General features: G+C 67.9%; 24 protein-coding genes and 2 pseudogenes. 10 read left to right on the top strand and 16 right to left on the bottom strand.

Annotation, left to right across the window (positions count from 1 at the left end; all coding sequences use genetic code 11):
- The first annotated feature begins 18 nt into the window (after positions 1 to 18).
- The 4 genes from ABZ318_RS20015 to ABZ318_RS20030 are packed head-to-tail and all read left to right on the top strand — an operon-like array spanning position 19 to position 6,290.
- Complete coding sequence (locus ABZ318_RS20015) at positions 19 to 1,152, top strand: hypothetical protein (RefSeq protein ID WP_356903804.1); 1,134 nt, start codon at positions 19 to 21, stop codon at positions 1,150 to 1,152.
- Complete coding sequence (locus ABZ318_RS20020) at positions 1,149 to 2,639, top strand: hypothetical protein (protein WP_356903805.1); 1,491 nt, start codon at positions 1,149 to 1,151, stop codon at positions 2,637 to 2,639. The genes ABZ318_RS20015 and ABZ318_RS20020 overlap by 4 nt, the downstream gene beginning before the upstream one ends.
- Positions 2,636 to 3,964 (top strand): AAA family ATPase, encoded by a 1,329-nt coding sequence (locus ABZ318_RS20025; protein WP_356903806.1) that lies wholly within the window; start codon positions 2,636 to 2,638, stop codon positions 3,962 to 3,964. The genes ABZ318_RS20020 and ABZ318_RS20025 overlap by 4 nt, the downstream gene beginning before the upstream one ends.
- Before the next feature lie 16 nt (positions 3,965 to 3,980).
- Positions 3,981 to 6,290, top strand: coding sequence for a Helicase associated domain protein (locus tag ABZ318_RS20030; RefSeq protein ID WP_356903807.1), 2,310 nt, complete (start codon positions 3,981 to 3,983; stop codon positions 6,288 to 6,290).
- 232 nt (positions 6,291 to 6,522) lie between these two features.
- Here ABZ318_RS20030 and ABZ318_RS20035 read toward each other — a convergent pair whose 3' ends face one another.
- The 3 genes from ABZ318_RS20035 to ABZ318_RS20045 all read right to left on the bottom strand — a co-directional run bounded on the left by ABZ318_RS20035 (position 6,523) and on the right by ABZ318_RS20045 (position 9,393).
- Positions 6,523 to 6,873 carry a hypothetical protein gene (locus tag ABZ318_RS20035; protein WP_356903808.1) on the bottom strand — a complete coding sequence of 117 codons (351 nt, stop codon included), beginning with the start codon at positions 6,871 to 6,873 and terminating at the stop codon, positions 6,523 to 6,525.
- Positions 6,874 to 6,910: 37 nt separating this feature from the next.
- Positions 6,911 to 7,588 carry an HNH endonuclease family protein gene (locus ABZ318_RS20040; RefSeq protein WP_356903825.1) on the bottom strand — a complete coding sequence of 226 codons (678 nt, stop codon included), beginning with the start codon at positions 7,586 to 7,588 and terminating at the stop codon, positions 6,911 to 6,913.
- Between the two features lie 161 nt (positions 7,589 to 7,749).
- Positions 7,750 to 9,393, bottom strand: coding sequence for a protein kinase (locus ABZ318_RS20045; protein ID WP_356903809.1), 1,644 nt, complete (start codon positions 9,391 to 9,393; stop codon positions 7,750 to 7,752).
- Between the two features lie 364 nt (positions 9,394 to 9,757).
- Here ABZ318_RS20045 and ABZ318_RS20050 point away from each other — a divergent pair, with 364 nt between their 5' ends.
- A complete protein-coding gene (locus ABZ318_RS20050; RefSeq protein WP_356903810.1) occupies positions 9,758 to 10,111 on the top strand; it encodes an SDR family oxidoreductase in 354 nt (117 codons plus the stop codon).
- A 31-nt stretch (positions 10,112 to 10,142) separates the two neighbouring features.
- Entirely contained in the window at positions 10,143 to 10,580 is a 438-nt protein-coding gene (locus ABZ318_RS20055) for an NUDIX domain-containing protein (protein ID WP_356903811.1), read from the top strand.
- 416 nt (positions 10,581 to 10,996) lie between these two features.
- On the opposite strand, the gene ABZ318_RS20060 is transcribed toward ABZ318_RS20055, so the two are convergent.
- The 6 genes from ABZ318_RS20060 to ABZ318_RS20085 form a co-directional block, all read right to left on the bottom strand.
- Complete coding sequence (locus tag ABZ318_RS20060; RefSeq protein WP_356903812.1) at positions 10,997 to 11,677, bottom strand: histone-like nucleoid-structuring protein Lsr2; 681 nt, start codon at positions 11,675 to 11,677, stop codon at positions 10,997 to 10,999.
- A 570-nt stretch (positions 11,678 to 12,247) separates the two neighbouring features.
- A complete protein-coding gene (locus ABZ318_RS20065; RefSeq protein ID WP_356903813.1) occupies positions 12,248 to 13,114 on the bottom strand; it encodes a GNAT family N-acetyltransferase in 867 nt (288 codons plus the stop codon).
- 88 nt (positions 13,115 to 13,202) lie between these two features.
- Positions 13,203 to 13,367: a hypothetical protein gene (locus ABZ318_RS20070; protein ID WP_162952559.1), complete on the bottom strand. Its 165-nt coding sequence runs from the start codon at positions 13,365 to 13,367 to the stop codon at positions 13,203 to 13,205.
- Entirely contained in the window at positions 13,364 to 14,488 is a 1,125-nt protein-coding gene (locus ABZ318_RS20075) for a radical SAM protein (protein ID WP_356903814.1), read from the bottom strand. Before ABZ318_RS20075 ends, ABZ318_RS20070 begins: the two co-directional genes overlap by 4 nt.
- A complete protein-coding gene (locus ABZ318_RS20080) occupies positions 14,473 to 14,694 on the bottom strand; it encodes a hypothetical protein (RefSeq protein ID WP_356903815.1) in 222 nt (73 codons plus the stop codon). Before ABZ318_RS20080 ends, ABZ318_RS20075 begins: the two co-directional genes overlap by 16 nt.
- Positions 14,682 to 15,011 carry a hypothetical protein gene (locus ABZ318_RS20085; RefSeq protein ID WP_356903816.1) on the bottom strand — a complete coding sequence of 110 codons (330 nt, stop codon included), beginning with the start codon at positions 15,009 to 15,011 and terminating at the stop codon, positions 14,682 to 14,684. Before ABZ318_RS20085 ends, ABZ318_RS20080 begins: the two co-directional genes overlap by 13 nt.
- Positions 15,012 to 15,334: 323 nt before the next feature.
- Here ABZ318_RS20085 and ABZ318_RS20090 point away from each other — a divergent pair, with 323 nt between their 5' ends.
- Positions 15,335 to 16,681, top strand: coding sequence for a hypothetical protein (locus ABZ318_RS20090; protein ID WP_356903817.1), 1,347 nt, complete (start codon positions 15,335 to 15,337; stop codon positions 16,679 to 16,681).
- On the opposite strand, the gene ABZ318_RS20095 is transcribed toward ABZ318_RS20090, so the two are convergent.
- The 4 genes from ABZ318_RS20095 to ABZ318_RS20110 form a co-directional block, all read right to left on the bottom strand.
- The gene (locus ABZ318_RS20095) at positions 16,659 to 17,192 is read right to left on the bottom strand and encodes an NUDIX hydrolase (protein WP_032764683.1); all 534 of its coding nucleotides are present in this window, start codon (positions 17,190 to 17,192) and stop codon (positions 16,659 to 16,661) included. The genes ABZ318_RS20090 and ABZ318_RS20095 overlap by 23 nt on opposite strands.
- 447 nt (positions 17,193 to 17,639) lie before the next feature.
- Positions 17,640 to 18,521: a hypothetical protein gene (locus ABZ318_RS20100; protein ID WP_356903818.1), complete on the bottom strand. Its 882-nt coding sequence runs from the start codon at positions 18,519 to 18,521 to the stop codon at positions 17,640 to 17,642.
- A 247-nt stretch (positions 18,522 to 18,768) separates the two neighbouring features.
- Positions 18,769 to 19,755 (bottom strand): hypothetical protein, encoded by a 987-nt coding sequence (locus tag ABZ318_RS20105; protein WP_356903819.1) that lies wholly within the window; start codon positions 19,753 to 19,755, stop codon positions 18,769 to 18,771.
- Positions 19,756 to 20,227: 472 nt separating this feature from the next.
- Positions 20,228 to 20,530 (bottom strand): hypothetical protein, encoded by a 303-nt coding sequence (locus ABZ318_RS20110; RefSeq protein WP_356903820.1) that lies wholly within the window; start codon positions 20,528 to 20,530, stop codon positions 20,228 to 20,230.
- 539 nt (positions 20,531 to 21,069) lie between these two features.
- Here ABZ318_RS20110 and ABZ318_RS20115 point away from each other — a divergent pair.
- Together ABZ318_RS20115 and ABZ318_RS20120 are read left to right on the top strand one after the other, a co-directional pair.
- A complete protein-coding gene (locus tag ABZ318_RS20115) occupies positions 21,070 to 21,414 on the top strand; it encodes a hypothetical protein (RefSeq protein WP_356903821.1) in 345 nt (114 codons plus the stop codon).
- A complete protein-coding gene (locus ABZ318_RS20120; protein ID WP_356903822.1) occupies positions 21,411 to 21,737 on the top strand; it encodes a hypothetical protein in 327 nt (108 codons plus the stop codon). Before ABZ318_RS20115 ends, ABZ318_RS20120 begins: the two co-directional genes overlap by 4 nt.
- Before the next feature lie 550 nt (positions 21,738 to 22,287).
- Here the strand turns inward: ABZ318_RS20120 and ABZ318_RS20125 are convergent.
- The 3 genes and pseudogenes from ABZ318_RS20125 to ABZ318_RS20135 form a co-directional block, all read right to left on the bottom strand.
- On the bottom strand, positions 22,288 to 23,283 hold the full coding sequence (locus tag ABZ318_RS20125; protein ID WP_356903826.1) for a zinc-ribbon domain-containing protein: 996 nt from the start codon (positions 23,281 to 23,283) through the stop codon (positions 22,288 to 22,290).
- Positions 23,284 to 23,436: 153 nt separating this feature from the next.
- Positions 23,437 to 24,156: pseudogene (locus ABZ318_RS20130) on the bottom strand (zinc-ribbon domain-containing protein); the annotation flags it as partial.
- Between the two features lie 212 nt (positions 24,157 to 24,368).
- On the bottom strand, positions 24,369 to 24,641 hold the full coding sequence (locus tag ABZ318_RS20135) for a hypothetical protein (protein WP_356903823.1): 273 nt from the start codon (positions 24,639 to 24,641) through the stop codon (positions 24,369 to 24,371).
- A 518-nt stretch (positions 24,642 to 25,159) separates the two neighbouring features.
- Between ABZ318_RS20135 and ABZ318_RS20140 the strand changes: the two are divergent.
- Positions 25,160 to 25,255 (top strand): annotated as a pseudogene (locus tag ABZ318_RS20140) (transcriptional regulator); the annotation flags it as partial.

Consider the following 25,255-nt stretch of genomic DNA (forward strand, 5'->3'; position numbering starts at 1 on the left):
TCCCCGCAAGGAAGCTTCGTGAGTCTGCTCAACGACCGGCTCGACGCGCTGCGCGGCCCCGTCCCCGCCAAAGGACACGACGCCCGCACCCTCGCGGCCCTGACCACCAATCCCGGCTGCACCCGCCGGGCCCTGCTGGACGCCGCCGGCGTCGACAAAGACGCCATCGCCGTCCACCTGGGAAAGCCCCGCCCACTCGCCAAATCCTCCCTCGCCCTCAGGAGCGGGGCCGTCTTCGAGCAGCAGGTGAAGGCCGACGGAGGCGCCGAACTCCTCCGCCTGCTGCGCGAGTTCCTCGGCCTGCCGCTGCCCGAGGCCGCTCACACCGACCTCGCCAACGTCGGCACCCAAGACGCCTCCCTGCAGGTCCGTCACGCCTACACCCGCACCGCCATCCTGGAAGCCGTCCGCTCCACCAGCCCGGCCCGCACGCTGCTGGACCACCCCATCCTGCAACTGACCGTCGCCGGCAACCCCGTCTACCTCGAACCCGATGTCGTCGCCTTCCAGATCGACGGCGTCTTCCACATCGTCGAGATCAAGTCCTTCGCCGTCGTCGACGGCCAAGCCGACCCGGCCAAAGTAGCCGCAGCCGTCACCCAGGCCGCCGCCTACATCCTCGCCCTGCGAGAACTGCTGGACAGTGAGGGCATCGACCAGAACAAGGTCTCCGACGACGTCATCCTCGTCATGCCCCGCAACTTCAGCCGCCGCGCCACCGCCAGCGTGGTCGACGCCCGCAAGAAAGTCGCCTCCCTCACCCGCCAGCTGAGCCGACTCACCCGCATCGAACCCCTCCTGGACACACTGCCACCCCACATCACGTTCGACCTCGCCCCCGACCAGGACAACCGGCCCACCCGCGACCCCAAAGCACTCGCGGAAGCCCTGCAGAGCACCGCAGCCCGCTACACCCCCACCTGCCGCCACTTCTGCGACCTTGCCTACGTCTGCCGCAGCGAGGCCCGCGAAGAAGGCTCCATCGACGTCCTGGGCACCGCCGTCCGCGACGACCTCGGCGGCATCGACCACATCACCACCGCTCTGCGCCTGTCCGACGGCACCCGCGAACCCTCCCCCGACCAGAGCGACCTGGCCGCCGCACTGCAGCACGCCCACGCCGTCCACGCCCAACTACGGGAGTCCGCATGAGCATGCTCACCAGCCTGCTGCGCCTCAAAGCAGCCGAAACCGAACAGGCCCAGGACGCCAGCACCATCCGCCACTTCCACCTCACCGAGCGGCCCCTGATCGTCCTGCCGCTCAACCGCTCCGGCACCGAAGCAACCCCGCTGGCCGTCATGTACGGCGACGACCAGGCCCACCCGAACCTGCTCATCGCACCCCCGCGCGGCAGACCCACCGCATTCCTGGACGACCTGGCCGCCGGCATCCTCACCTACATCGACAGCTTCCCCGACACCGAACGCCTCCCCGCCCGCGGCGCCAAACCCGCCCGCCAGCGCCACACCCACGCCCCCCAACTCCTCGTCGCCAACCGCAAGTCCCTTCGCTACCTCGACCGGCTGGGCCGCGCTCTGCGCTTCACCGACACACCCGAGACGACCGGCCCGGCCCGCAGCGTCGGCCGCCTCGGCCAATGGCTGACCTTCTTCGCCGAACACGCCGAACACCCCGGTTCCGCCCTGCTGCTGGCCCTGACCGACCTGCTGACCACCCACTGGGTCACCGGCCAAAGCCCCCTGGAGGACGAACACCTCGCCACCCTCCTGGCCTGGATCAACCCACCGCCCGGCACCACCGGCCTGCACGCGGCCCTCGCCGCCGAAGCCCCTCACCGTCAACCCGCCGGCCCGGCCACCGACCCCTCCTTCGACACCATCGAACTCGACCCCCTCCTCAAGGCATTCGACACCGCCGCCGAGGAAGGAAACACCGCCGCCATGACCCGGCACACCCAACGGCTGCACGACCTCCTGCACACCTATCTGACCCCCACCTGGGACGACGCCTGGGACGCTCTGGCCCTGCTGCGCAGCCTGCCCCAGACCCCAGACGCCCACCGGCGCTGGGACGCCGACCGCGACCGCTTCACCGCCTTCAGCACCTACCTCACCGACGACGGCCGCCCCCAGCCCATCAAGGACGACGCGGTCTCCGCCGCCCGCCGCCTGGCCCGCCTGGAACAGGCCGCCGGCGCCTTCGAAGCACGCCGCGCACTGGAAGACCCCTTTGTCATGGCCGAGCGGCGCACCACCGGAGAAGCACTCGCCGGCACCGTCACCGACACCGACCCCGACCGCACCATCACCGGCCCCACCGGACGCCTCCAGCTCTGGCCACGCTTCACCCTGCACACCACCGACCCCATACGCCTGGACGTCGGACACCTGCTGACCAGCCCACACAACCCCCGCGTGCACCTGGCCATCCGGGACATCACACCGCGCGACGGCGGCACCGACCTCCTGCTCGAGGTCACGACACAAAAGGGCACCGTCGCCAAACCCAACCGCACGTCCGTACCCGCCGTCGGCGACCACCTCCAACTCACCCTCGCACCTGAGTTCTTCCGGCAGCCGCCCTTCCCCAGCCGCGACAACACCCCCTGGACCCACGGCGGCCCCCAGCACGACCACCCCACCGCCCTGGACGAGGCCGAGGAGACCCAGCCATGAACCCGCCCGCACCCTCACCCGCCGAGATGGCTACCGCAGCCGTCGACGGCGTCCTTGACGCGCTCGCCGCCGGCAACGACCAGGCCCTCGTCGTCGACTCGCCGCCCGGCGCCGGGAAATCCACTCTGGTCGCCCAAGCCGCCCGCACCCTCGCCGCAGCAGGCGAACGGTGCATCATCATCGCCCAGACCAACCACCAGGTCGACGACCTGCTCATCCGCCTCGCCGACCCCCAAACCCCTCAGCTGCACCTGGGACGCCTGACCGGACACACCTACCAGGTCCCCGACCGTATCTACGGCCTGACGGGCACAACCATCAGCACGGACATCAAAGACGTCCTCGCCTGCGACGTCATCGTGGCAACCGCCAAAAAATGGGCGAACGTCGACGGCCCCCGCTGGCGGTGGGCCATCATCGACGAGGCCTACCAGATGCGCTCCGACGCCCTGCTACTGATCGCCAAGCTCTTCGAACAAGCCCTCTTCGTCGGAGACCCCGGCCAGCTCGACCCGTTCTCCACCATCCACACCCCCCGCTGGATCGGCCTGCCCCACGACCCCATGAACAGTGCCGTCACCGTCCTGATGAACCACAACGACGCCACCATCCACAGGCTCCCCGTCTCCTGGCGCCTTCCGACCTCCGCGGCAAGCCTTGTCGCCCGCGCCTTCTACCCCTTCAACCCTTTCCAAGCCGGCACCGCCCCCCAGACACGCAGCCTGCACTTCACCACCAGCGGCATGCGCAGCACCCTCGACGACACCATCGAGGAGGCCGCCCGCTCCGGCTGGGCCCTGCACGAGCTGCCGCCCCGACACACGGCCCGCACCGACCCCGAAGCCGCCCGCGCCACCGTCGCCCTGGCCGCCCGGCTGCTGGACCGCGGCGCCCAAGCCGTGTGCGAGAAGCATCCCTCCGGACGCGAGCTCGAAGCCCAGGACATCGCCATCGGCACAGCTCACCGCGAACAGGCCCGCCTCATCCAGCAACTCCTCAACCGCACCCCCCGCACCCACGGCGTACGCGCCGACACCGCCAACCGCCTCCAGGGCCGCGAGTACGCGATCACCATCGTCTTGCACCCCCTGTCCGGGCGCCGCGACGCCTCCGCCTTCCACCTCGAAGCCGGACGTCTGTGCGTGCTCGCCTCACGCCACCGGCACGCCTGCATCGTCGTCGCCCGCTCCGGCATCGCCGACCTCCTCGACAGCCACCCCTCCAACGACCCCGTCCACCTCGGCGTCCCCGCGAAATTCCCCGACGGCTGGGAAGCCAACCAGCACGTCCTCGCCCACCTGGCCCACCACCGCGTCCGAGCCTGACGACCGGCAGGAGAACATGCCGCCCACCCCCATGGACCTGCGACCGCATCAGAAGGAAGCCGTCACAGCAGCCGTCAACACACTCCGCACCCACCCCAGGGCCAGCGTGATCGCCGCCTGCGGCACCGGCAAGACCCTCATCGCTGCCCGCACCGCAAGCCGCCTCACCCCCCGAGGCCGCGTCATGCTGCTCGTCCCCACCCTGGACCTGCTGTCCCAGACGGCCCGCTCCTGGCAGGCAGCAGGCCGCAAAGGCACAGCGGTCGCCGTCTGCTCGGCACGGCAGGCAATCGACCGCACACCGACCGGCGACCTGCCGATGACCACCAGCCCCGCCGAGCTCACCGCCCTGACCAGTCAGAGCACGGGCGAGCCAGTCACGGTCTACGCCACCTACGCCTCCCTGCCCACGGTTATCGCCGCCCATCAGAGCCACGGCCTGCCCCCATGGGATCTGGTGATCGTCGACGAGGCCCACCGCACCGCCGGCCGCCTCGGCAAAGCCTGGGCCGGTATCCACCACGACGAACAGGTCCCCGCAGCCCGCCGGCTCTATCTCACCGCCACGCCCCGCGTCTGGGATCCAGACCAAGACCGAGCTGAGGACCCCGTCGCCTCCATGGACGACGAATCCCTCTTCGGCCCTGTCGCCTACCGGCTGTCCCTGTCCGACGCCATCGACCTCGGTTTACTCGCCGACTACCAGATTCTCGTTCCCGTTGTCGACGACACCACCCTGCGCGACTGGCTTGCCACCAGCCCCGGCGCCGGCGTCGACGGCCTGCGCCTCGCAGGCCGCCAAGTCGCCGTCCTCAAAGCCATCCACGACCACAAGCTGCGCCGCGTCCTGACCTTCCACCACCGCGTCGCCGATGCCCGAGCGTTCGCCACCACCCTCCCCGACACCGCGGCCGCCCTCCCCACCGACCTGCAGCCCGACGGCCTGTGGTCGCAATGGATCAGCGGCACCCACCCACCCCGCGTCCGGCGCCGAATTCTCCTCGACTTCGCCGCCCACACCCACCCCGAGCAACCTGCAGTCCTGGCCAATGCCCGCGTCCTCGGTGAAGGCATCGACGTCCCCTCCATCGACGCCGTCGTCTTTGCCGACCCCAAGAACAGCCCCGTCGACACCGTCCAGGCCGTCGGCCGCGCACTACGCCAGCAACCCGGTGCGAACAAGAAGGCCACCCTGATCGTCCCCGTCTACCTCACCCCCGACGAAAACCCCGACGACCTCCTCGGCGCCGACGCCTACACCCCGCTGTGGCGCACCATCCAAGCCCTCCGCGCCCACGACGGCCGCCTCGAAGCACGCCTCGCCGACCCCCGCACCCACCGTCCCACCCTCACCGGCGACGATCCCGGACACTGGCTCCACTTCGACCGCCCCACCCAGGCCGACGAAGTCGCCCTCGCCCTCACCCTGCGCGTCCTGAAACCAAAGAGCGCTGAATGGCGCCGCGGCCTGGCCGCAGCCCGCCGCTACCACCGCACCCATCACCACCTCGACATCCCCCAGACCTACGAGGACCCGACGGGCTACGCCCTGGGGCGCTGGCTCACCTGGCAACGACACCTCCACAACCAAAACGCCCTCGACCCCACACGCACTCACGCCCTCGAACAACTCGGCATCATCTGGAACCCCCACCAACAAGCCTGGGACCGCGGCCTCGCCCACGCCGCCGCCTACGCCACCGCCCACGGCCACCTCGCCGCCCCCGTCGACCACCACGAGCCCGAAACCGGGTTCGCCCTTGGCCGCTGGCTCGCCACCCAACGCAAACGGGCAGCCCAGCTCACTCCCGCCCGCACCCACGCCCTGACAGGCCTCGACCCGCACTGGGACCCACCCTGGCCCCTGACATGGCAACGCACCTACCACGCCGCCCGCCACCATCAGAAGGCCGGTCACATCCTCACCGATGTCCCGCGGACCTTCGTCACCCCCGAAGGCATCCGCCTAGGGGAGTGGCTCCGCACCCAGCGCAGCACACCACCCACCCACCCTGGCCAACTCCGCCTCCTGCAAGACCTGGGGCTGCACACCACCACACCGCCCTCGACGCCACAGCCCCCGCTCACCGCACGAGAACAGTCCTTCCGGCGTGGACTGGAAGCAGCAACTGTCTTCCTCGCCAGAGAAGGCCACCTGAACGTGCCCCAGCGCCACATCGAGCACCTCGCCGAAGGGCCAGTACGTCTTGGGCAGTGGCTCACCAACGCCCGGCGCCGGTGGGACCGCCTCCCACCAGAACGCCGCCTGACACTCACAGAACTGGGCATCCAGCCGTCCGCGCCCGGCCCAGGGACGCACCAGTGAACCAGGCATCGGCCTCTCGATCTGCTCCCCCGCATCCTCCCCATGACAACGTGTCGAGCTGGCGGTACCGGGGGCCGATGGAGGGAAGAGCAGCACCTGAGGAAGGCCGTCCCAAGGAGCCGGGCCCCAACCCCTTTGCGGGAAAGGACCCGGCGCAGGTTACGCGTCAGAAGGACCCAGCGTGTTCGTGCATGTCCGGTGCACGGCCATCGCGCACGCCCCTGTGCGCGGATCAGTTCTCGAGCTGAAGGCGGGCTTCTGCCGTCTTGGTACGGGGGAAGGACATGTCGAAGTTGGTGCGCGTTCCCCAGCCGCATGCATCCGCGCTGTCGCCCCCGCCGTTGCCGGCGTGCACGTGGACGAAGGCGCAGTCGCCATCGGCGCGGGTGTCCTCGACCCAGCCGTAGACCTTGAGCGTGTTGCCGGAGCAGCTCAGCGTCCAGTGCGCCTTTGCGCCAGGGATCACAGGTGAGGCGGAGGACGGGCAGGTGGCCGCGCTCACAGGGCCGGCGGCGGTCAGGGCGAGACCGGTGGCGAGCACGGCCGCGGACAGGGCGGAGAGAAACGTCTTACCGAAAGCCATGTGCGGGGATCCTTTCCAGGTAAAAGCACGAGGACTGTTACGGGGCGGGGGTGTAGTGGACGATCGTGTCCTCGCACGGCCCGTCGGCGTACAGGGCGAGGGCATCCGCTTCACCCTGGTCGGCGGCAAGGCCCCAGCGCAGCTTCGTGCCCACCCACTCCGAGACGTAACGGCAGGTCGCCTCGGGGGCCGGCGGCATCCACTCCCGCGGGTCCTGGTCGGCCTTTTGACGGTTGGCCCGCGCAGTCACCGCCACCAGGCTGGTGGCCGCGTCCTGGTCGTTGGCGTAAGCCTCCCGCCGGGCAGCGGTCCAGGAGCTCGCGCCGGAGTCCCAGGCCTCGGCGAGCGGGACCATGTGGTCGATGTCGAGCTTGCCGGGGTCGGTGACCTCCTGGCCGTCGTAGTAGGAGATCCACCGACCACCAGCGAGCTTGCAGCCGGCCGAGACCACTGGAGACTCGACCGCTTCGGAAAGCAGGACCTCCGCGCGCGTATTACAGCCGTCGGCGGGGTCAAGGCCGGAGTTCCAGTGCTTGAACTTCGTCCGCTCGTAGCCGTCGCGGGACTCGTCGACGACCGGGATCTGCCCGATCGCAGCGGCGAGAGACAGCACCTCGGCAGCAGCTGGTGCCTTTGCTGCCGCGGGGTGGGGAAGAGCAAGCGGAGTCAGGGCGAGGGAGAGCGCGGCGAGGCCACGCACCATGTTCTTGATCACGACCGCAGAGATAGCGGTCACGGTCGCCAGGGCCGAGATGATCCGGGGGTGAGTCAGCCTCCTGGAGTAACAGGTTCACCAGGGAAACGATCAGCCTCGGCTCCTTGGCCGGCTGTCCTGCGGGTGCCTTTCGTGGTCCGTGTTCGCCGGATACGACCTGCTCAGACGCGGCAGTTCATGCCGTTGGTGACTTCGCGGAAGCTGGCGATCACGGGATTGGCCATGGACTCCCGGTAGATGACAACGACCCGCCCGTAGGGCCAGGTGATGTCAGTGCGCAGTTTGTCGTTGCCGTGGGTGCAGCCGGTGTACATCATGCCGCGGGCGAGGTCGGTGTAGTCGCCGCCGTTCTCCCACACCGCTGTCGAGGGGCCGGCGGTGAGGAACATGGTCTGGGCCTCAGGATTGAACGTCACCTGCACCCCTTCGGGCAGCGCCCACTCGTCGCGGAGGAATGTCTTGAGTTCCTCGTTGATGGAAGCGGCGATGCCGCGTTCGGAGGCGGTCATCGCATCGCGAGCGGCCGACCACTCCCCGATGGTGGGCTCGGCATAGTCGCTGCGTGTGTAGACGGGCTGAGGCTCGCCCGTCGGAGCGGTGGCTGTGGGCTCCGGCGTGGCGGGGGCGGGACTGCCGGCCGCGGTGACCGCTGATGCGGTAAGCGCCGGGGCTGCGGAACTCGTAGGAGGAGTGGCGACTGCAGCGGCGGACGATGAGGACACCGACGGGGAAGCAGCCGGAAGAGCGGGAGCAGCGGCAGCCGAGGGCGTCTGTCGCCCCACGGCCGTGGATGCGTACACGGCCGTGGCCGCAACGCCGAGAACAACAACCGCTGTCGCAGCGATGTAACTGCCTTTGCGTGCCCGGCCGGCCCGGCCGGTCGGCCAGACGGTCTCATGAGCGGGCGGCGGACTCCAGTGATCGGAGACCAGTCCGTCGACCAGCACGGGCACCGAAGCGTCCTGTGGCAGAACCTGGGTGCTTTCCTTTGAGAGCAGCTTTGCGCACGCGCCGCTCAGAGACTGCGCCGTGGGGCGGTCGCCTGCCTCTTTCGACATCGCTTCCGTCACGAGGCGGGCAAGATCCTCGGGCAGGCCGGCGAGATCGGGGTCCTGCGACATCACACGGAAGGCGACCGTGTCCGGAGCTCCGGTTCCGAACGGGTGGCGCCCGGTTCCGGCGTAGGAGACGAGGGCACCCCAGGCGAACACGTCGGACTCAGGACCGATGCTGCCCGTGCGGTACTGCTCGGGGCTGATCCAGCCAGGGGTGCCGGTCAGGACGCCCGTCCGGGTGACCGAGGTCCCGTCGAAGGCATGCGCGATCCCGAAGTCGAGGAGGCGTGGACCGCTGGGGGAGAGGATCACATTGCCGGGCTTGATGTCACGGTGGATCACACCGGCCTCGTGGACCGATGCCAGCGCGGTGGCGGTGCCCGCGGCGAACGCGTGGAGCACGGCACCGTGGAGAGGGCCGTGCGCGGCGATGTGCTGCTGCAGCGTCGGGCCCGGTACGTAGGGTGTGGCGAGCCATGGACGCTCGGCCTCGCAGTCGGCCGCGACCACAGGCACGAGACACGGGCCGCTCACCCTGCTTGTCAGCGCTACCTCACGCCGGAACCTGGCACGGAACTCCTCGTCCTCGGCCTGAGCCGGATGGACGACCTTCACCGCCAGACGGTTGCCGCTGGAGTCCAGGGCGGCGTGGACGGTACCCATCCCTCCCGCTCCCAGACGGCCCACTATTCGGTACGGGCCGACACGAGCAGGGTCCCCGGGAAGGGAGGGGAGGATATGGGCAGTCACGTGGGTTCCCTCTCAGGCCGGGCCTCTGGCGATGGATCCTATGTCCCGCCTCGAACGGGCGAACAACCAACTGGACGAGCCGCATCCCGTAGAGGCAAGCCGTGACCTCATCTATGGGCGACACGACACGTCTCGACTTACATGAGGTGCAACGCGAAAGGGCCCTGACCTGCAGAGGTTCCGCAGGCCAGGGCCCCTTTCGTTGGTGGCGGCTCAGCTTCGCGCTGTACGCGAGCGAGCCGGCGGCGGCTGCCCCGACGATGCGCCCGGAGGTAACCGTCTGCTCCTCACGCCGATTGCACTGCTGGGGGATGCCCGAGTCCACAGAAGCAGCTTCTGAATCGCTTTGAGTACATTGTTCTGCTTGACCTTGGACAATGCAGGCAGCATCAACGCCCAAGCCGGCCGGACGAACCTCGTCGCCTACAGCACTGCGAAAGCCGGGCTGCTGGGCCTGACCCGCTCCTTCGCCCGTGAACTGGGCCCGTACGGGATCTGCGTCAACACGGTGATGCCCGGGGTCATCCAGGTCGAGGCCGAGAGTACCCTTCCCGCCCAGTACCGTGCGCGGCCGGAGGACCAGATCAAGCGCCAGTGCGTCCCGCGCCGTGGCCGACCCGAGGACGTCGCGGCCCTGGTGGCGTTTCTCGTGGGACCCTCCGCCTCGTTCATCACGGGGCAGTCCGTCCACGTCGACGGCGGCTGGCTGCTCCACTGAAGACCGTCAACAAGCAAGGAGAGGAACCGAAATGATCGAACGAGTCCGTGCCGTCCTCGTCACCCCCGACGACACGATGCTGGTCATCCGCCGCACCCGGCCCGGCATCCCCGAGTACTGGGTCCTGCCCGGCGGCGGCGTCGAGCCCGGCGACGCGTCGCGGGAGGCGGCCCTCCACCGGGAGATCCACGAGGAGATCGCGGGGAAGGCCGACATCGTCCGCCTTCTCCACACGATGGAGTCCGGCGACGAGCGCCAGTTCTTCTACCTCGCCCGCATCGCGACCTGGTCCTTCGAGGACCGCACCGGCCCCGAGTTCAGCGCCAAGGGCCGCGGCGCATACGCGCTGGAGGAGGTCCCGCTGACCGCAGAGGGGCTCGATGACATCGACCTCAAGCCCGAGGAGATCGCCCACGTCCTGCGGGGAGCCATCGGCGCCGGAAGCCTCAGAGCCTGGGTGTCGCTCTGAGCCTTCGAACACATCAACACACCACCAGGGGCGGCCCTGAGACGATTCGGCCCTGGTGATCTGACGCCCACCTCGATCCAGCGGCCGACACGGAGGCGTCCGGCGACGGCCTTGTGGGCGGGCAAGTCGCTGGAGGACGGGGACTTGGGCATGGGCGAGCTGTTCGGTACTGCGGATCAGACGGTGTACTGCTTGTGCGGGACGCCGCGTTCCTACACTGCCTCGAAGGCTGCCGAGATCAGCTTGACGACGTCGTGGTCCTTGTTGAACTTAGCTCGCCTGTGGTGACCACCCCGCCCTGGCGGCCCCGCTGCATGATCATGTCGACGAGATCACCACCGGAGTCACGTTCCTGCCCGATTGATCCGGGAGGTAGAGGGAGTGATCATCACGGCAAGGGCAGGGGCTGGCGTGTGTCAGCTTGGATGCTCCTGCTTCCATGCCTCGACGACTTCGATGGGGACTCGTCCGCGTTCGGGCAGGTCGTATCCGTTGGCGTTGGCCCAGTCACGGATGGTGCGTGTGCTGACGGACGTCCTGGCGGCTGCGGCCGGTGGGCTGCTTTCGAGAGTCGACGGGGTGAAGGCGGCGCCGTGGTCGAGGAGGTCTTTGGGGAACATGGGGACGCTTGTGGTTCCGCTGAGAACGCTGACGAGGAATTCGGTCAAGGAGCCGTTGTAGGTGAACCAGGGCGCGCGCAGGGCCTCGTTGACGGCGACGGTCCACTCGTCCGGGGTGTCGGCGGGCTGGGTGACCCAGAAGAGGTAGTCCCCGTTGCCGGTGACTCCCATGGCGAAAAGGTCCTCGGGGGAGTGCGGCAGCTGCCAGGGGTGCCGGGCGGCCTGCCGGACCTCCTCGATCTGCCCCCGCAGACGCGCCGGCACGGGGCCGGTCAGATCGGCCCATTCGCTGGGGGCATGCGGCTGGTAGAGGGTGATGAATCCGCAGAACTGGCCCGGTCCATATGCGGTGATGAGCTCCTTGTAGTCCTGGGGCAAGGCCTTACCCAGCGTGTTTTCGACCTGCGACCAGTCCGGAGCAGGGGGAACGGCGGCAGGAGGCGGGCACAGCGCGGTCAGCGCGGTGAGAGAGGTCATCGGTTTCCTCGGTGGCTAAGGGCGGCGCCGGGAGCGGGGCTCAAGGTGGGCGGGGTTGTCGAAGAAGCTCCCCTCGTCGAACAGGAGGTCTCCGTTGCGGTCCTTCTTCTAATCCGCTGCAGCAACGTGTCCGGATGGATGGCGCAAAACACCCGCAGTCTGATGAACGCAACAGGTCATGCGCTTACACAATCAGCGGGACCTGCGCAGCAAACCGTGAACGTCATCGCACATGCGACCGGGCCCCAGGAGGTACGGGGGTAGGGCCTTGTGGAGCTCGGTACGTCACCATCGGCACCCATCGGCCACACTGTCGCGCGTGCGCAGGGTGCTCGATGGATCGGGCTCCCAAGGCCCTGCCGACATCGATGCCCGTACCCTCCAGGCCCTCCACCTGTGCATGGACGAGGAGGGCGCCGTCCACCTCGAAGAGCTGGCGGAGGGCGAAGCCGCTTCATGCACGCCTCGCACATGAGGAATGCGCCGAGGACAGGCTCACCAGTGTCGGGGCTTCGGCAGGTCGGCTGGCATGGGCGGGATGTGGCCTTGCAACAGCCCGAGAACCAATGACTATGCCTGTGTGGTGTGAGTGAAGCCGAGGGAGGTGAGTCCTTCGGCTTGGCACAGCCGGTCGGAGGGGCCGTCGACTTCGGTCTGGAGGAGTTGGTAGGCGGCGCCGTGGGATTGTCCCCAGTGCATGGCGGCCCGCCACAGGGCGCGTCCGAGGCCCTGGCCTCGGGCCTCGGGGAGGACGGCGAAGTACTGGGGCATGAGCTGGGGGCGTCCGATCGCGTCGGGGCGTACTTCCATGGGGCCGATCGCCCCCACGATGCGGTCGTCGAGGGTGGCGGCGAGGACCGGGCCGCACCGGCCGGCCTGCATCTGGGTGTGGAGGAAGGCCAGGCCGTCGGCGAGCATGGCCTTGGCGAACGGCGCGAAGGTCTCCTGCACGGCGGTCGGCCAGTCGGTGACAGGACGGACCGGGTCGCCCGGGTCGGGGCAGGGGCTGCCGGTGAAGTCCTTGAGCTGGATGCGGGTGCCGCGCGGGTGTGCGCTCTCGGGGCCGAGGGGGCGTACGACCCGGGCGCCTGCCACGTCGTACCCGGCGGCGAGCTTCGCGGCCAGTTCGGCGGCCTCCTCCACGACGCTGTCGTGGAGCCCGTAGGCGAAGACTTTCACGGTGCCGCGTCCGCGCCGGTTCAGGGTGGGGATGAGGGTGTGCTCAAGCTGGTGCACCACGCCCTCGCGGAGGACTTTCTCGCCCTTCTCGCCGCCCCAGCGCCGGTCCTTGTCGTACGGCAGGAAGTCCCCGGTGACGGCCACTCGCAGGATGTCTTCGAAGAGGTCGGCGGTCAAGGCATCGGGGTGGACGGGACCGAGGGTCGGCACGATCGGTGCGGTCAGGTGGGGCCGGAGCCAGTCCCAGCGGAAGAACATGAGCGGCACCTTAGCGGTGAGCCGGTCAGGGCTCAGGCCCCGACGCGAGCGCGCCGGGGCCTGAGCGGAGTTGACCGGTTCGTGTCGGTCAGTGGGGGTTGTCGTCCCCGGCGTCGCAGGAGCACTCCGCGCTCTCCACGATCACGTCGAGGTCCTGGACGGCGGTGATCGATGCGGTCGCGACGGGCGGGGCGGCGCGGCGGGCCGAGGCGGGCGGGCCGGGGAGGATGGTCACCGGTACGGGCGGGGTCATGAGGCGTTCTCCTTGTCTCCGTGCTGGCAGTAGCTGTGCAGCGGCGCCTTCGCCTCCTGGTAGTGCTTGGCCAGGGGGCGGCAGACCCGGCAGGTGCCGGACAGGGCGCAGCCCTCGCACCCTCCGGTGCGAAGCATGAGGCGGTCGGCGATGGCGCCGAGCCGGGTAAGTCCGTCGATGCCTTCGGCCATGAGATCGATCTGGTCGTCGCGGCCGACCTTGCAGATCGAGACCTTGGCGTGCGGGTCGGCGTGGAAGAAGGTGTGTCCCGCGTTGCAGCCGGCGAACGGCTTGCGCTGCCGCAGGTGGGCGGCGGACTGGGCGAGCAGCGGTTCTCCGCCGCCGTAGATCGTGGGCGTCATGTTCGTGTACGCGTGGTTCTCGACGTTCCACTCTTCGGCGAGGGCGGCCATCTCGTCGGCCTCCGAGGCGTTGTCCTCGGTCACCACGACGTTGATACGCAGAGGAAGCCCCGCCTCGCGTGCGGCGTCCATGCCGCGCCGGAACGCCTTCCAGGCCCCGCGGCGCTGGGTGAGCGTGTCGAAGGACTCCTCGCTTGCCCCGTACATGCTGACCACCAGGCGATACGGCGGGCAGTCCCGGAAAAGCTTGAGGAGGTCAGGCCGCCAGAGCAGCGAGCCGTTGGTGGAGATGGTGAGCATAATCCCGGCCTGCCAGGCGTACCTGTAGGCGCCTTGGAAGTGAGGATCCATGGTGGGTTCGCCGCCGGTGATCTGGAGCCAGAGGACACCGGCCTCGCGCATGATGTCCAGCAGCCGCACCTTGTCCTCCCAAGCGAGCCCGGAGAAGGGGCGCTCGCCGAGATAGCAGTGCTTGCAGCCGAAGTTGCAGCCGAGGTTGATCTCCCAGGACGCCCGGCAGTAGCCATACGGGGACGGCTCGCGCACCAGTGTCGTGCCTTGCGTGGGCCGGCCGCCCAGGTCCAGGCCCCACACGTCGGCGGCGGTCTGCACCGCCCAGTCGGGCAGCGGCTCACCGTCCGTGGTTGCCTGGCGCAGGCCCTCGTAGTGGTCGGCGGAGATTCGGGCGCCGGCCCGTGCTCCCGGCTTGAGGAGAAGGTGTCCGTCGAGGAACGGGGAGGCGATCAGAGCGTGGGCCATCGGTGGCCCTCCTTCCGGATCACGGAGCGGGACAGCACACGGGACTCCTGGCGGCCGACGCGGCAGTGAATCTCGCCCAGCCCGTTGCAGGTGCCGCAGGTCTTGCCGGACGAGTTGGCGCCGCTGCCACCGCAGTCCCCGCACTGTTCGTCGCGAGGCGAGCGAGGACGCCGGGTCTTGTGCGGGCTCGTGATCAGCTGGTGCATGAGACCTCCTCCAGGTCGTCTTCCCAGGTGTGCTGCTTGGCGTGGTCGGCGAACAGACAGCAGCCCTCACCGTCGGGTCCCGGGGCGGCCACCGGGCAGTCAGGGAGTACGACAAGTTCCGCCTCGTCCGTCCCGTGCCAGCGGAGCCACAGCGCGGTCCCGTACGCCCCGGCGTCGGTGAGGAGACCGAAGTGCTCACCATCGTCGTGCGCGGACAGCTGACACTGCACCGCCCTGTCGATGTGCTTCGCGGCCGACTTCTCCCGTGCTTCCCGTGCCAGGTCGAGGGGCACCCGACGCCAGTGCACGCACCGCATCACGACACCATCCGGAAGGACCCGACGGCATTCCGGGCCTGCTGCGAGCAGCGGGGGCAGACGCAGGGCGGGTAGCGACCCGGATTCTCCGGAACCACGGGGTCCTCGCCCACGCGTACCTCCGTGAGAGGCCCCCACGTCTGGCCGGAGTCGCGGGAGACCCGCAACGTCATCCGTACGTCGTCCTGTCCGTTCGCCATGGCCAGGAGCATCGCGATCCGCGGGCACGGCCAGAAAGGTCAGGCGGATTACCCAACTTGGGTAACATCGCCCTCGGTTGACCAAGTGCAGCGATCCGTAGTCCTCATGCCGGAGCGTGCCCGATGCCCGAGCCATCTCGCTCGAAGGAACTCCCGGTCAGCCTGCTCACGGACCCAGTGATGATCGAGGCATGCCAGGCCAGAGACTTCGGCCGCATCTTTCAGCTGGTCAAGACACGGGCAGGCATCTATCCGTCGATGGTCGCGCGCCGCTGCGACCTGACCCCGAGCCGCGTGGGCGAGGTGATCGCCGGACGGCGGCAGCTGCTGCACATGGACGTGATCGAACGGATCTCGGACGGACTGCGCATCCCCGGGCACATGCTCGGTCTTGCCCGCCGTTCCTGGGAGACGCCGCCCAGCTTGACGGTCATGCCCCGCCAACCGGCCGAAGTACCGGCCTCAACCGTCGAACCGCTGGTCGCCGGACTATCGGGGGCGGACGTCGACAGCATCCTCGCCCTGGCGGCCGAGCGGGATCTCAGCGCCTCGACACTGGAGGCGCTGCATTCGTCGATCGCGGACTACTGGCGCCGGGACGACGAGCACGGTGGCGAGACCTTACGGCCGGCGGTCGTCGGGCAGCTCCGCTACGTCGTCGACCTCCTCAAGCAACAGCGCCCGGCTCCTCTGCGGGACGGCCTGCACAGCGTCGCGGCCGAGTTGGCCCGGCTCACCGGGTGGACCTATTTCGACGCGCGCCAGTACCACCAGGCACGCGCCTACTTCACCGAGTCCCTCGGTCTGGCCAAGGCCATCGACGACCGCCAGTTCATGGCCAACGTCCTCGCCTGCATGAGCCTCCAGGCCACCTACCAGGACAAGCCGGGCGACGCCCTCGCGCTCGTCACGGCCGCCCAGGACCAGGCCCGAGCGGCGGCGGGGACGACACCGCGCGTGCTGGCCATGCTCGCGATGCGCGAAGCCTTCGCCCACGCCACCCTCGGCAACCACGGCGCGACCCACACCGCGATCTCGGAAGCCCACACCCAGTTCGGGCGGATCGGCACCGGTGATCCGGACCCGGCCTGGGTCGCCTACTTCGACGAGACGAAGCTGATCGTGGACACCGGCATCGCGCACGGCCGCCTGGGCGAGGCCGCCCTCGCCGAACCCCTCATCGCGGACGCGCTACGCCGCGAGCACGCATCGAATCACCGGGGCCGCGCCTTCCACGCCTTCTGGCTCGCCCGCACCCAGCTCCAGCGCGGCAAACTCGATGAGGCATGCCACACCGCCATGGACGCCCTGGCCCCGGCGGCGGCCGTCAGCTCGCAACGAGTCGCCGGCCACCTTCGGGAGTTCTACGAGCAGCTGGAGCCCTTCCGCCGGGAACCGGCCGCGGTGGCGTTCGAGTCCCGGCTACGGGAAGTGCTGCCCCGTCAGGTCAGCGGATCGCTTCGTCCATGAGGACGTAGAGCAGTCCGACCAGGGAGCCGCTGCTGACGATCTCGCGGCGGTCGATCATGCCCCGGACGTCGGCCAGCGGGATCCACTCGATCCGGTCCGACTCGTTCTTCTCGGTCGGCGGACCCTCGTACGTCGCCCCGTCGGCCCGGAAGACGTGGTGCTGGGAGTCGGTGATGCCGTTGGCCGGCTCGGCGTAGATCAGCGGCTTGATCGGGCCGGGCCGCCAGCCGGTCTCCTCCAGCACCTCACGGGCCGCTGCATCAGCAGGCGTCTCTCCCTCCTCGACCAGCCCCATGGGCAGCTCCCACGCCCAGGCATCCGTGATGAAGCGGTGCCGCCACATCATGAGCACCTCGCGCCGCTCGTTGACGACGGCGGCCACGGCCAGGTGCCGGAGCTTGACGACGTGGTGCTCCCAGCGGTTCCCGTCCGGCGTCTCGACGTCGGTGAGCCACAGGTTCACCCAGCTGTTCTCGTAGATCGGACGTTCCCCGTGGATCTTCCACTGCATTACTGCGGCCCCTCTCGATCGGCCTCCAGCATCGCAGAGCGAGCCCTGAGTTCCACCGGGGCTGGAGAAATTTATGTCAGAGTGACGAATATTCGGGCAGCGGCCCCATGACATTGCCCAGCGCTCAGGTCCATGCGCCGTGCCCCTCGCCTTCGCGGTGGATCTCCTGATGGCGGACGAGCAGCAGGCCAGCCGGACGCGGGGCGTTCCGCACGCCTCAAGGCGACCACCGCCAGTGCTTCCCGTGAGTCCATAGACAGCACCTCATCTAATCGAAGCCGTCACCGCGCCCCTACGCCTTGAAATCGAAGGCAGAAAAGGGTTTCTGCTACGGAATTTCAGGCAATGACTCCGGCTCCCTGTCCCACTGAGGGAGGTGGCGGCGATCTTGGGGAGTCGGGGCTGAGGAAACAACGGACCCCGACGACAGGACGTTGGTCCGGGAGATCAGGCCGATAAGGAGGAGCCGGAAACTGCCGAGGGGGTTGCCACACTGACAGCGTTGCTCGCCCATGCCCTCAATCCCTCAGGTTCGGTCGATGGCACCAGAGGTTGTGCCGAGCGGGCAGCTTCGACGAAGGGCGCGCGCAGGAAAGCGAACCGTTCCATGAGCGGATCGCGGACAGGGCCACCGATCATCCGGGACCAGGCAGCCGGCACGCGGTCGACGACTGCAAGAACACGGACCACATCACTCTCGGTCATGCACTGGCTCTCATGGAGGCAGTACTCCAGGAGGCCCCGGTCTCTCCACCGTTCCTCGTCTTCCCGTCCGGGCCACTCCAAGAGGAACTCCCACGCGACGAACGCTGCGCCGTGATGATCGTTGTCGCAGATTTCTGCATTGAAAGGGCACCAGCCGGACTCCAAAGCCCGTATAGCCGAACGGAGCACCGCTCTGTCCAGCGCAAGGTTCTCCAGCGTCCGACAAAAGTCCCGCAGCGCTTTCGCATGCCGCAGGAGTTCCGGCGGCCCCAGGAGCTCCAGAGGACCGAGGGCCGTCTCGACCGCCATACCGTGAGTGGCGATCCGATCTTGGCGCTCCTCAGGAGCAAGATCGGGAAGCTGCTGAACGGTGCGCGCGAGTGCGTCAGAAGCCCTCAGGAAGGCGGCAGATGTTTCGGCTAGCGCGGCCTGCCGGCGCAGCTCGAGCTCACCACGCGTCTGGACACGTGCCGCAGCGATGGAGCCATTGACCTGGTTGACGCTCGAACCGACAGTTGCGTCTGCTGATTGCCTGCTGCTGCGCCTGGCCCACAAGGCGGCAATGAACGCGATAGGAGGGGTGAGGAACGCGGTGGCGACAGTGCCGAGATCTACCAGGTCCATGGGACCGATGCTGTCGGCCCGAGCCCGAGGTGCCAGTGCCATGGCAGATACTGCCGCAAAGTGACAGACCATGATCGTCCCCTGTCTCCTGACGTGTACACATGAGGCAGGTGTGAGCCGGCGCCATCGCGTGAGCGTAGGTTTTTGCGCGCCAACGGGTTCTCCGAGAAGTTCCGACGACCGAGGCCGATCAACTGGTGCCGAGTAGGGCGCCCCAGAGGCCGGCTCCGGCGCACGCGCCAACCGCTCAGAGAGTACTGAGCGTCGCCTCAATGGCTTCAACGATGTCGTCGTGCGCTGCCGGAGCGATGCGCAGGCCACGGCCCACCGGGACGGGCGCTTGCTCTGCGATGCGGTTAAGCACTCTGAGGAAGTTCTTGTCGGCGGTCAGGAACACATCGCAGTCCGGCAGATGGGAGGCGTGCTGTACATCGCGAGGGTTGCCGCCGGTGACCTTCATGTCCGCCTGTACCGTTTCTGCTGCCCACCGCAGCCAGTTGCGGGGCATGTTCTCAGCCTCCACCTGGTACAGCCAGAAGCGGTTGAACTCCTCCCTGGAAGCGCACATGGCGCCGAGGTCGACCCGTGCTCCGACCCAGTCGGCGCCGGTGGTGTCCTCATGCGTCAGCACAGAGCGGCGACCCACCGCGAAGGAGTACCAGCACACCTCCTGAGTGCGTGGCCGCCACGCCGCGATCTTGTCGCCGGCCTTCCATCCGAGCTGGGGTCCTGGTGCGGTCTCATCGGAGGGGAAAGCAGTGATGCGGGAGAGGTCACTGACGTCGAACTTTCCCTTACGCCAGACCCGCTGCTGCTCCTTTTGGACGTCCACCATGAACTGCGCGGAACGGGCCGTGTTCTGCGCCAAGCCGGTGCCGCGGAAGAGCTCGTGGAGCTCCACCGCCTGCCGCCAGAACGTCTTCGTCCAGTAGGTGCGCCATGTCGCCTCACGGCCGGTATCCGCTGCCGGCCGAACCCATTCGGGGTGCAAACGCCGCACCTCTGCGATGACTTCGGCCCCCTCCAAGTCGGCCTCGCTGCGCAGCCGCTCGTCCGTGCCGGCAAGGATGGCCCGGACGATGGCCTCCCGCTTGTCCGACCGGGGGTGCTGCAACACCTCCAACAGCACACCAGGCGGAGTCACCACGTGATGCCCCAGGGAACGGACAAGGGCCCTGAACCGACTGCCGGCCTGTTCGTCCCCCAGGTAGGACCAGATGTTGTTGTCGAGCATGATCCTCACAACGTCCTCCACCCTCGGCCGCCTTCGCCACAGCGTGTTCGCCAGTGCCCAGTGCGGCCTGAGAACAGGATGACACCAGGCACTGACAAGCCAACTGGAGCGAGGGGTGCAGCACCATGACACAGGCCGCTGCATCACGGAATGCCGCTACAGAGCAATCGGCCTGGATCTCAGGCAACAGCAGGCGCGAGGCCCGCGGCCTGGCCCCTACCTTGGCTCGCGCTAGTGCGCCGCCAGCCCCAAGCAGGGCCAGAAAGCCAATTTGTTCCTCTGCGCCGTATCAAGCAGCCCGGAGGCCACCGGAATGACCGAAGACACGGTCGAACGTCAAGGCGTGCGTGGTGGGGACGAGGAGGTAGGGCGTCCCGGAGCCAGCTGTGGTTCGGGGGCCTTCCTGCCCGAGGCCGAGAGCGTCATACGGGGTGAGGAGCTCGAGGTTGTCGAAGACGTAGTAGAGGGGAAGCTAAGTCCAGGCGACAAGCTGCAGATGGGCGTTGACCGCGGCCCGTTCGATGGCGTGCCGCCGACTGGTCTGGCTGGTCATGCGGCTCTTGCAGTCGATCAGGACGACCTGCCGGCCCTGGGCGGCGATGAGGTCGGGCGTCCAGCGCAGCGAGCTGGTGGTGTGGTGCAGGGCGAACCGTACGGGCTCGCCCATGATTCCCTGTCCCCAGGGGCTGACGTGCCAGCCGCGTCGGTTGAGTTCCTGGGTGACGCGCTGTTCATGGGCGTCACCGATCGCCTTCCTTCTCTGAAAGCTCGGCATACGGGGGAGTGTGACGCACTCTGGGCCGTGCGAAACAGCGCCTGCCTTCAGGCCGCACATACTTCGGCCGCACCTCCCTACCGTCCGTGCGTGTCCGTGGCTGTCCACAGGTGTCCCGCCATGTCTGACCCTGTCTCACTGAATCTCACGGTCACCCACTCAAACTTGGCCGATTCTTACTGTCCCGTCTCATCGAACCGCGGCTTGTCGCACTGATCTGGGCGTTGAGCCTGCGGTACGAGGGGCGGGACAGGTTTGAGTGAGACGGTGTCCCGCTTTGGGGTGGCTCTTGTCTCGCTACAGGTGGCTTGTCTCAATGCAGTGGACATCGCCCTGGTGTGGGTGATCAGGGGGAGCTGCAGAGCGGCCTGTTGGCCTCGCCATAGTGGCAAGACCATCTCCAACTGCCGGCCGAAGCGGCACGGCGACTCAACATCGCCCCCCATCAGCTTCCGATGCATGAGATGGTCGTTACCACGATCGAGAAGGGGCGGTGATCTCGCTCGCCGGCTGTCAGTGTCGATCGTCATCATGGAGACATGACCAACCCGAACCTGACCACCGGCAGTATCTGGCGGCTCCACCACGGCGGCCAGGAGATTGCCCGGCTGACCGTGACCGACGTCGACATGCCCTGGACGCACGCCGAAGTCGAGACACTTCCCGGTTTTGAAGAGTTCCGCCCTCTCTTCGCTGAGCAAGAGCGGGCTGTCGACGAGGAGGACTGGGATCGGGCCGGCGCCTGCTACACCCAGATCCGCAATGCGCTCACCCTGACGTTTCCCGATGGCGGCCCGGTCGCCGAGTTCATACTGCACATCCACGACGACGGCACCGCCGGCTGGCGCTGGCACGACGAGCCCTTCGACGCGGTGAACCCGTGACGACCTGGGTTCGCTGCTTCTGGGACGAGGAAGAGGTCTGGTTCTACTTCGAGCTGGACGCCGATGGCTATGTGATCCGGCAAGTCGAGTTGCAGGAGCCCGGAAACAAGGCTCTGACCGCCGCCTTGCTGGCCGAGTGGCAAGAAGCCCAAAGAGCCGGCAGGTCCGCTGAATACGAGAGCGTCTACGGTCTGACCGCGGAGCCACCCATCTCCGGGTGGGAAGGGCACGACCCGCAGACGTTGTCGGCCGAGGAGTTCGAGATCGTTTGGTCGACCGCCCGCGGTGAGCTCCAGGATCGTCAGCGGCGTCCCTCTTCCTGAGCACGTCACTACTGCGGCTCCCGACCAGGAACTGCCATCTTCGATGCGAAACTGGCCGTCAAGCGTCTCGTCAACCTGACAAGGTACTGCTCAGGCGGCATCACCCTTGCCATGATCCATGAGACGCGCCAACCGCACCGCCCGCGCGTCTCCGCGACGCCTCGCCGCTGCCCCCATTAAGTCGCGGTTGAACCTGTCACTCCGCAGGTCAACGACCTCGCCCCTACAACATCTAATGAGACGGGACACTTACGTCTCTGCAGCACGACGTCGGCAGCCTCAAGCTTCACAGCAGCCGCTACGTCCTGGCCTTGCACCTCGGCCGCCGACACTGGATCACCAAGCCCCTTACCGCCCTATCCCCTGGGCAGAGACGGTTGCACCACGTTCCTGCGGCACCTGGTGCTGACCGGACATAGGCCCGGTGAACCCCTCGCAGACGCCCATGACCCCTGTGCGGAGCCGGTGAAGACCACTCTTGCCAGCTGAGGGACGCCAAGTCCCCGCACTCTTTCCTGTAGCCAGTTCATAGGCGCGGCTGCAGACAGCTCTATGCTCTGCGAGCGCTCCAGGCCCGAAGGCGCGCGCAAGCAGCACAGCAAGAATGCCGGGCTGCCACCCGGTCCACGATCTTTGCCTGGTAAGGCTTTTCACAGTCAGGGCACAGCCACCACACGGCTTTGTTCGACTTCGGCCGCACGTCCTCGGGGTGCAGTTCACCGTTCAACACCGGGTGCCAGGCCGCAGCGACCGCCGGGTACACCACAGCCAGGTTGGCACGTTCCGTGGCGACCTTGCCCGCGCACGCAGGACATCCCGCTCCGCTACGGGTTCGGCTACGCAAGATGGCCTGCCACTCGTAGGAACAGGTGCTGCAGCGCCAAAGTACACGCCGATGGGACCCCGCCCCGATGTCATCGGCGCTGCGCCCCGCCTGGGGCACGTACTCCGCCGCCAGGTCGGGATGGAGAGCAGCCAGGCTGGTGCGGGCGTTGACTCGCTTCCCGCTGCAGACCGAACATCCACGCCCCGCGACACGCTCACGAGGCGCGCAAGGGTAGCGGTCGCCCAAAGGGCAGATCCACCAACAGGGAGCAGAGGTGGTAACGCCGACATGCCGGGGCGTCAGCAACCCATTGGCCTCGATGTCCCATTCATCTGCCAGGCCCGGGTGGGTGACCGCCAGGGAATCAGCACCCAGATCTCGATGATCAACGTCCTCAAGCAGAACAGCGCACAGCTCTGTGCCCAGGGGCCGCCCCGCGGCGACGTACTCCTGCGCCGCCGATGCCACCCGGGCAGGCAGCCACTCCCGCTCCACCATCCGCCCCAGGACCGCCGCGGCAGCAGCATGAGCGTCCGCCCCGCCGTTGATGACCACATCGTCCGGGTGCAATGCCTTCAACGGCGCTTCACGCACCCGCACCATATGGTGCCCGGCACCCCGCACCGCGAGGGCCTTCTTCCGATCCGGCCCTGAACGACCGCGATGCCAGTACGCCCCGTCGTACTCCACGACCACGCACGGCTCGAGGCCGGTGATCACGATGTCGCACCGCGCGAACCTCGTGGCTACGCCCTCCGGCCTGACATGCCGGCGTACCGCACGGCCACCCAGGAGCGGAGCCAGCAACTCGTGCAGCTCGGAGAAGAGAGCGACCTCAGCACCGGACTGCTGACCGCGGGAACAAAGACCGCACCTCGTTCGCTGCGACACGCGCGTGCTGATGTGGGCCTGCCATTCATGGCCCCGAGCACACCTCCACCACACCCGCCGGTTGGAGCCGGCAACGACCGCATCCGCAGTCAACGAGCCGTTCTTGCTCGGGTGCCACTGCGCCGCAATCTGCGGAGCTACGGCCAGAAGGTTGTTAGCCGGAGTGACCACCCTGTTCACGCAGGCAGGACAGCCACTCTTGCGGCGATTGCTCACACTTTGCAGGTAGGGCGGGTGCTCTGGATCGGACACACAGTGCCAGTACACCTTGCGCTGCGACCCAGGGGTCAGCTCCGAGGCCGTCAACGGAGCATTTAGTTCGGCATGAAACTCCGCGGCCAAGCCAGGGCGTGCCTCCTCCAGAGACCCGCCAGGCCTTGGAGCATCCCGCCGCTGGATGGAGCAGCGACGGCATCCGAACGCGGGACCGCGTTTCAAGAAAATCTGAACACGTCCAGCGACCGTGTTCTCTCCACGATGACCACAACGATGGCAGCGCCACGCTGCCAGCAGGCTACTCCGCCACGCGACCTGGCCAGCGCCGATTCCGCCGTTACCGGCTGTGTCCCAGTCCTGCGCCACTACAGGGAGCCGCTCGGCAAGGGACTGGCCGGGTCGTGGCGGCCGCGCAATACCGTCCCTCACATGCTTGCGTGCCTGCCCGCCCCGACGCCGTCCGGGCACATCCTGTGTGGACACCATCCAAGCAGTATGGTGCGCCCCACTGACAACCTTCCGGCACCCACGGCACGCACCCTCGACCCACTCCGAAGCCGGCCATCCCCTGACAGTCTTTACAGCTCCTCGGCCAGCAGACGGCAGCACCGTCAGGTGCTGCCGCGTGGCTGATCACCTCAGCACAAGGAGAGGAGCATGCCTCGTTTGGTCGAGCCACCAGATCACCCAGCTCAGGGCTAGACCTGTTCGATGAGGCGGATATGGCAAGACGCGTGGCCCTTACCGTTCTTCGGCAGCACCCAGAAGGAACCGTCGCCGTCCCGCCCCACCACGCGTGACGTTCCCTTTAGAGAGTCAGGCACGTGACTCTTGGCCGCCTTGTACAGCTCTGCGAGCGCTTCCTCCCGGCTCTTGCCACCGATCACGGTCCGGATGATCTCGATGCGGCGCTGCGGTGAGGCCGCATCGGTAGTGACACTCTCCTCCGCGATGATCAACCACGTCGGCATCGATCAGTCTCCTTGTCACAGGCATCACCAGCCATAAGCCGGAATCTGAATGGGGGCCCCTGGGTTCGTTACTCAAGCCAAGCCCGATGGAAACCTCAGCGCGCACTTTTAGGCCCCACCCATGAACAGAGCGAGGATCACAGCTCCCACCCCGCGCCCAGCGACGCCCGGTCCACCTCCCCGCCAGGGGAGGGCACCAAATCAAATGACTGCCCAACAAACCCATACGACATCAAGGCGCCGACAGGCGCCCTAGAAACACCCCTTCCCGATAGGGAAGGGGGAGCCCCCACCAACCCGTCATGCCGTCAGGCATGACACACCACCACCCTCCGGCCGCCAGGCCGGAGCTGACGCCAGCTCAATGTTGGGCCGCCAGGCCCAACCCTTACCAACCCCTTGCTCCCGCCAGGGAGCAAGGCCACGCCCAACCCCCTTCATGCCGTCAGGCATGAAGCCGCGCCAGTCTCCCGCCGTCAGGCGGGAGTTGGGCCGCCAGGCCCAACTTAAGAGCCGACATGCTGTCGATCCGTCAGGACGACCTGCGCACGCTCGCCGTCATCTACGACCAGTCCCCCTCGGTCCTCACCGAGCAGCTGATCAGCTGGGGCGTC

It is taken from the genome of Streptomyces sp. NPDC006197 (assembly GCF_040613865.1).
GTDB lineage: Bacteria > Actinomycetota > Actinomycetes > Streptomycetales > Streptomycetaceae > Streptomyces.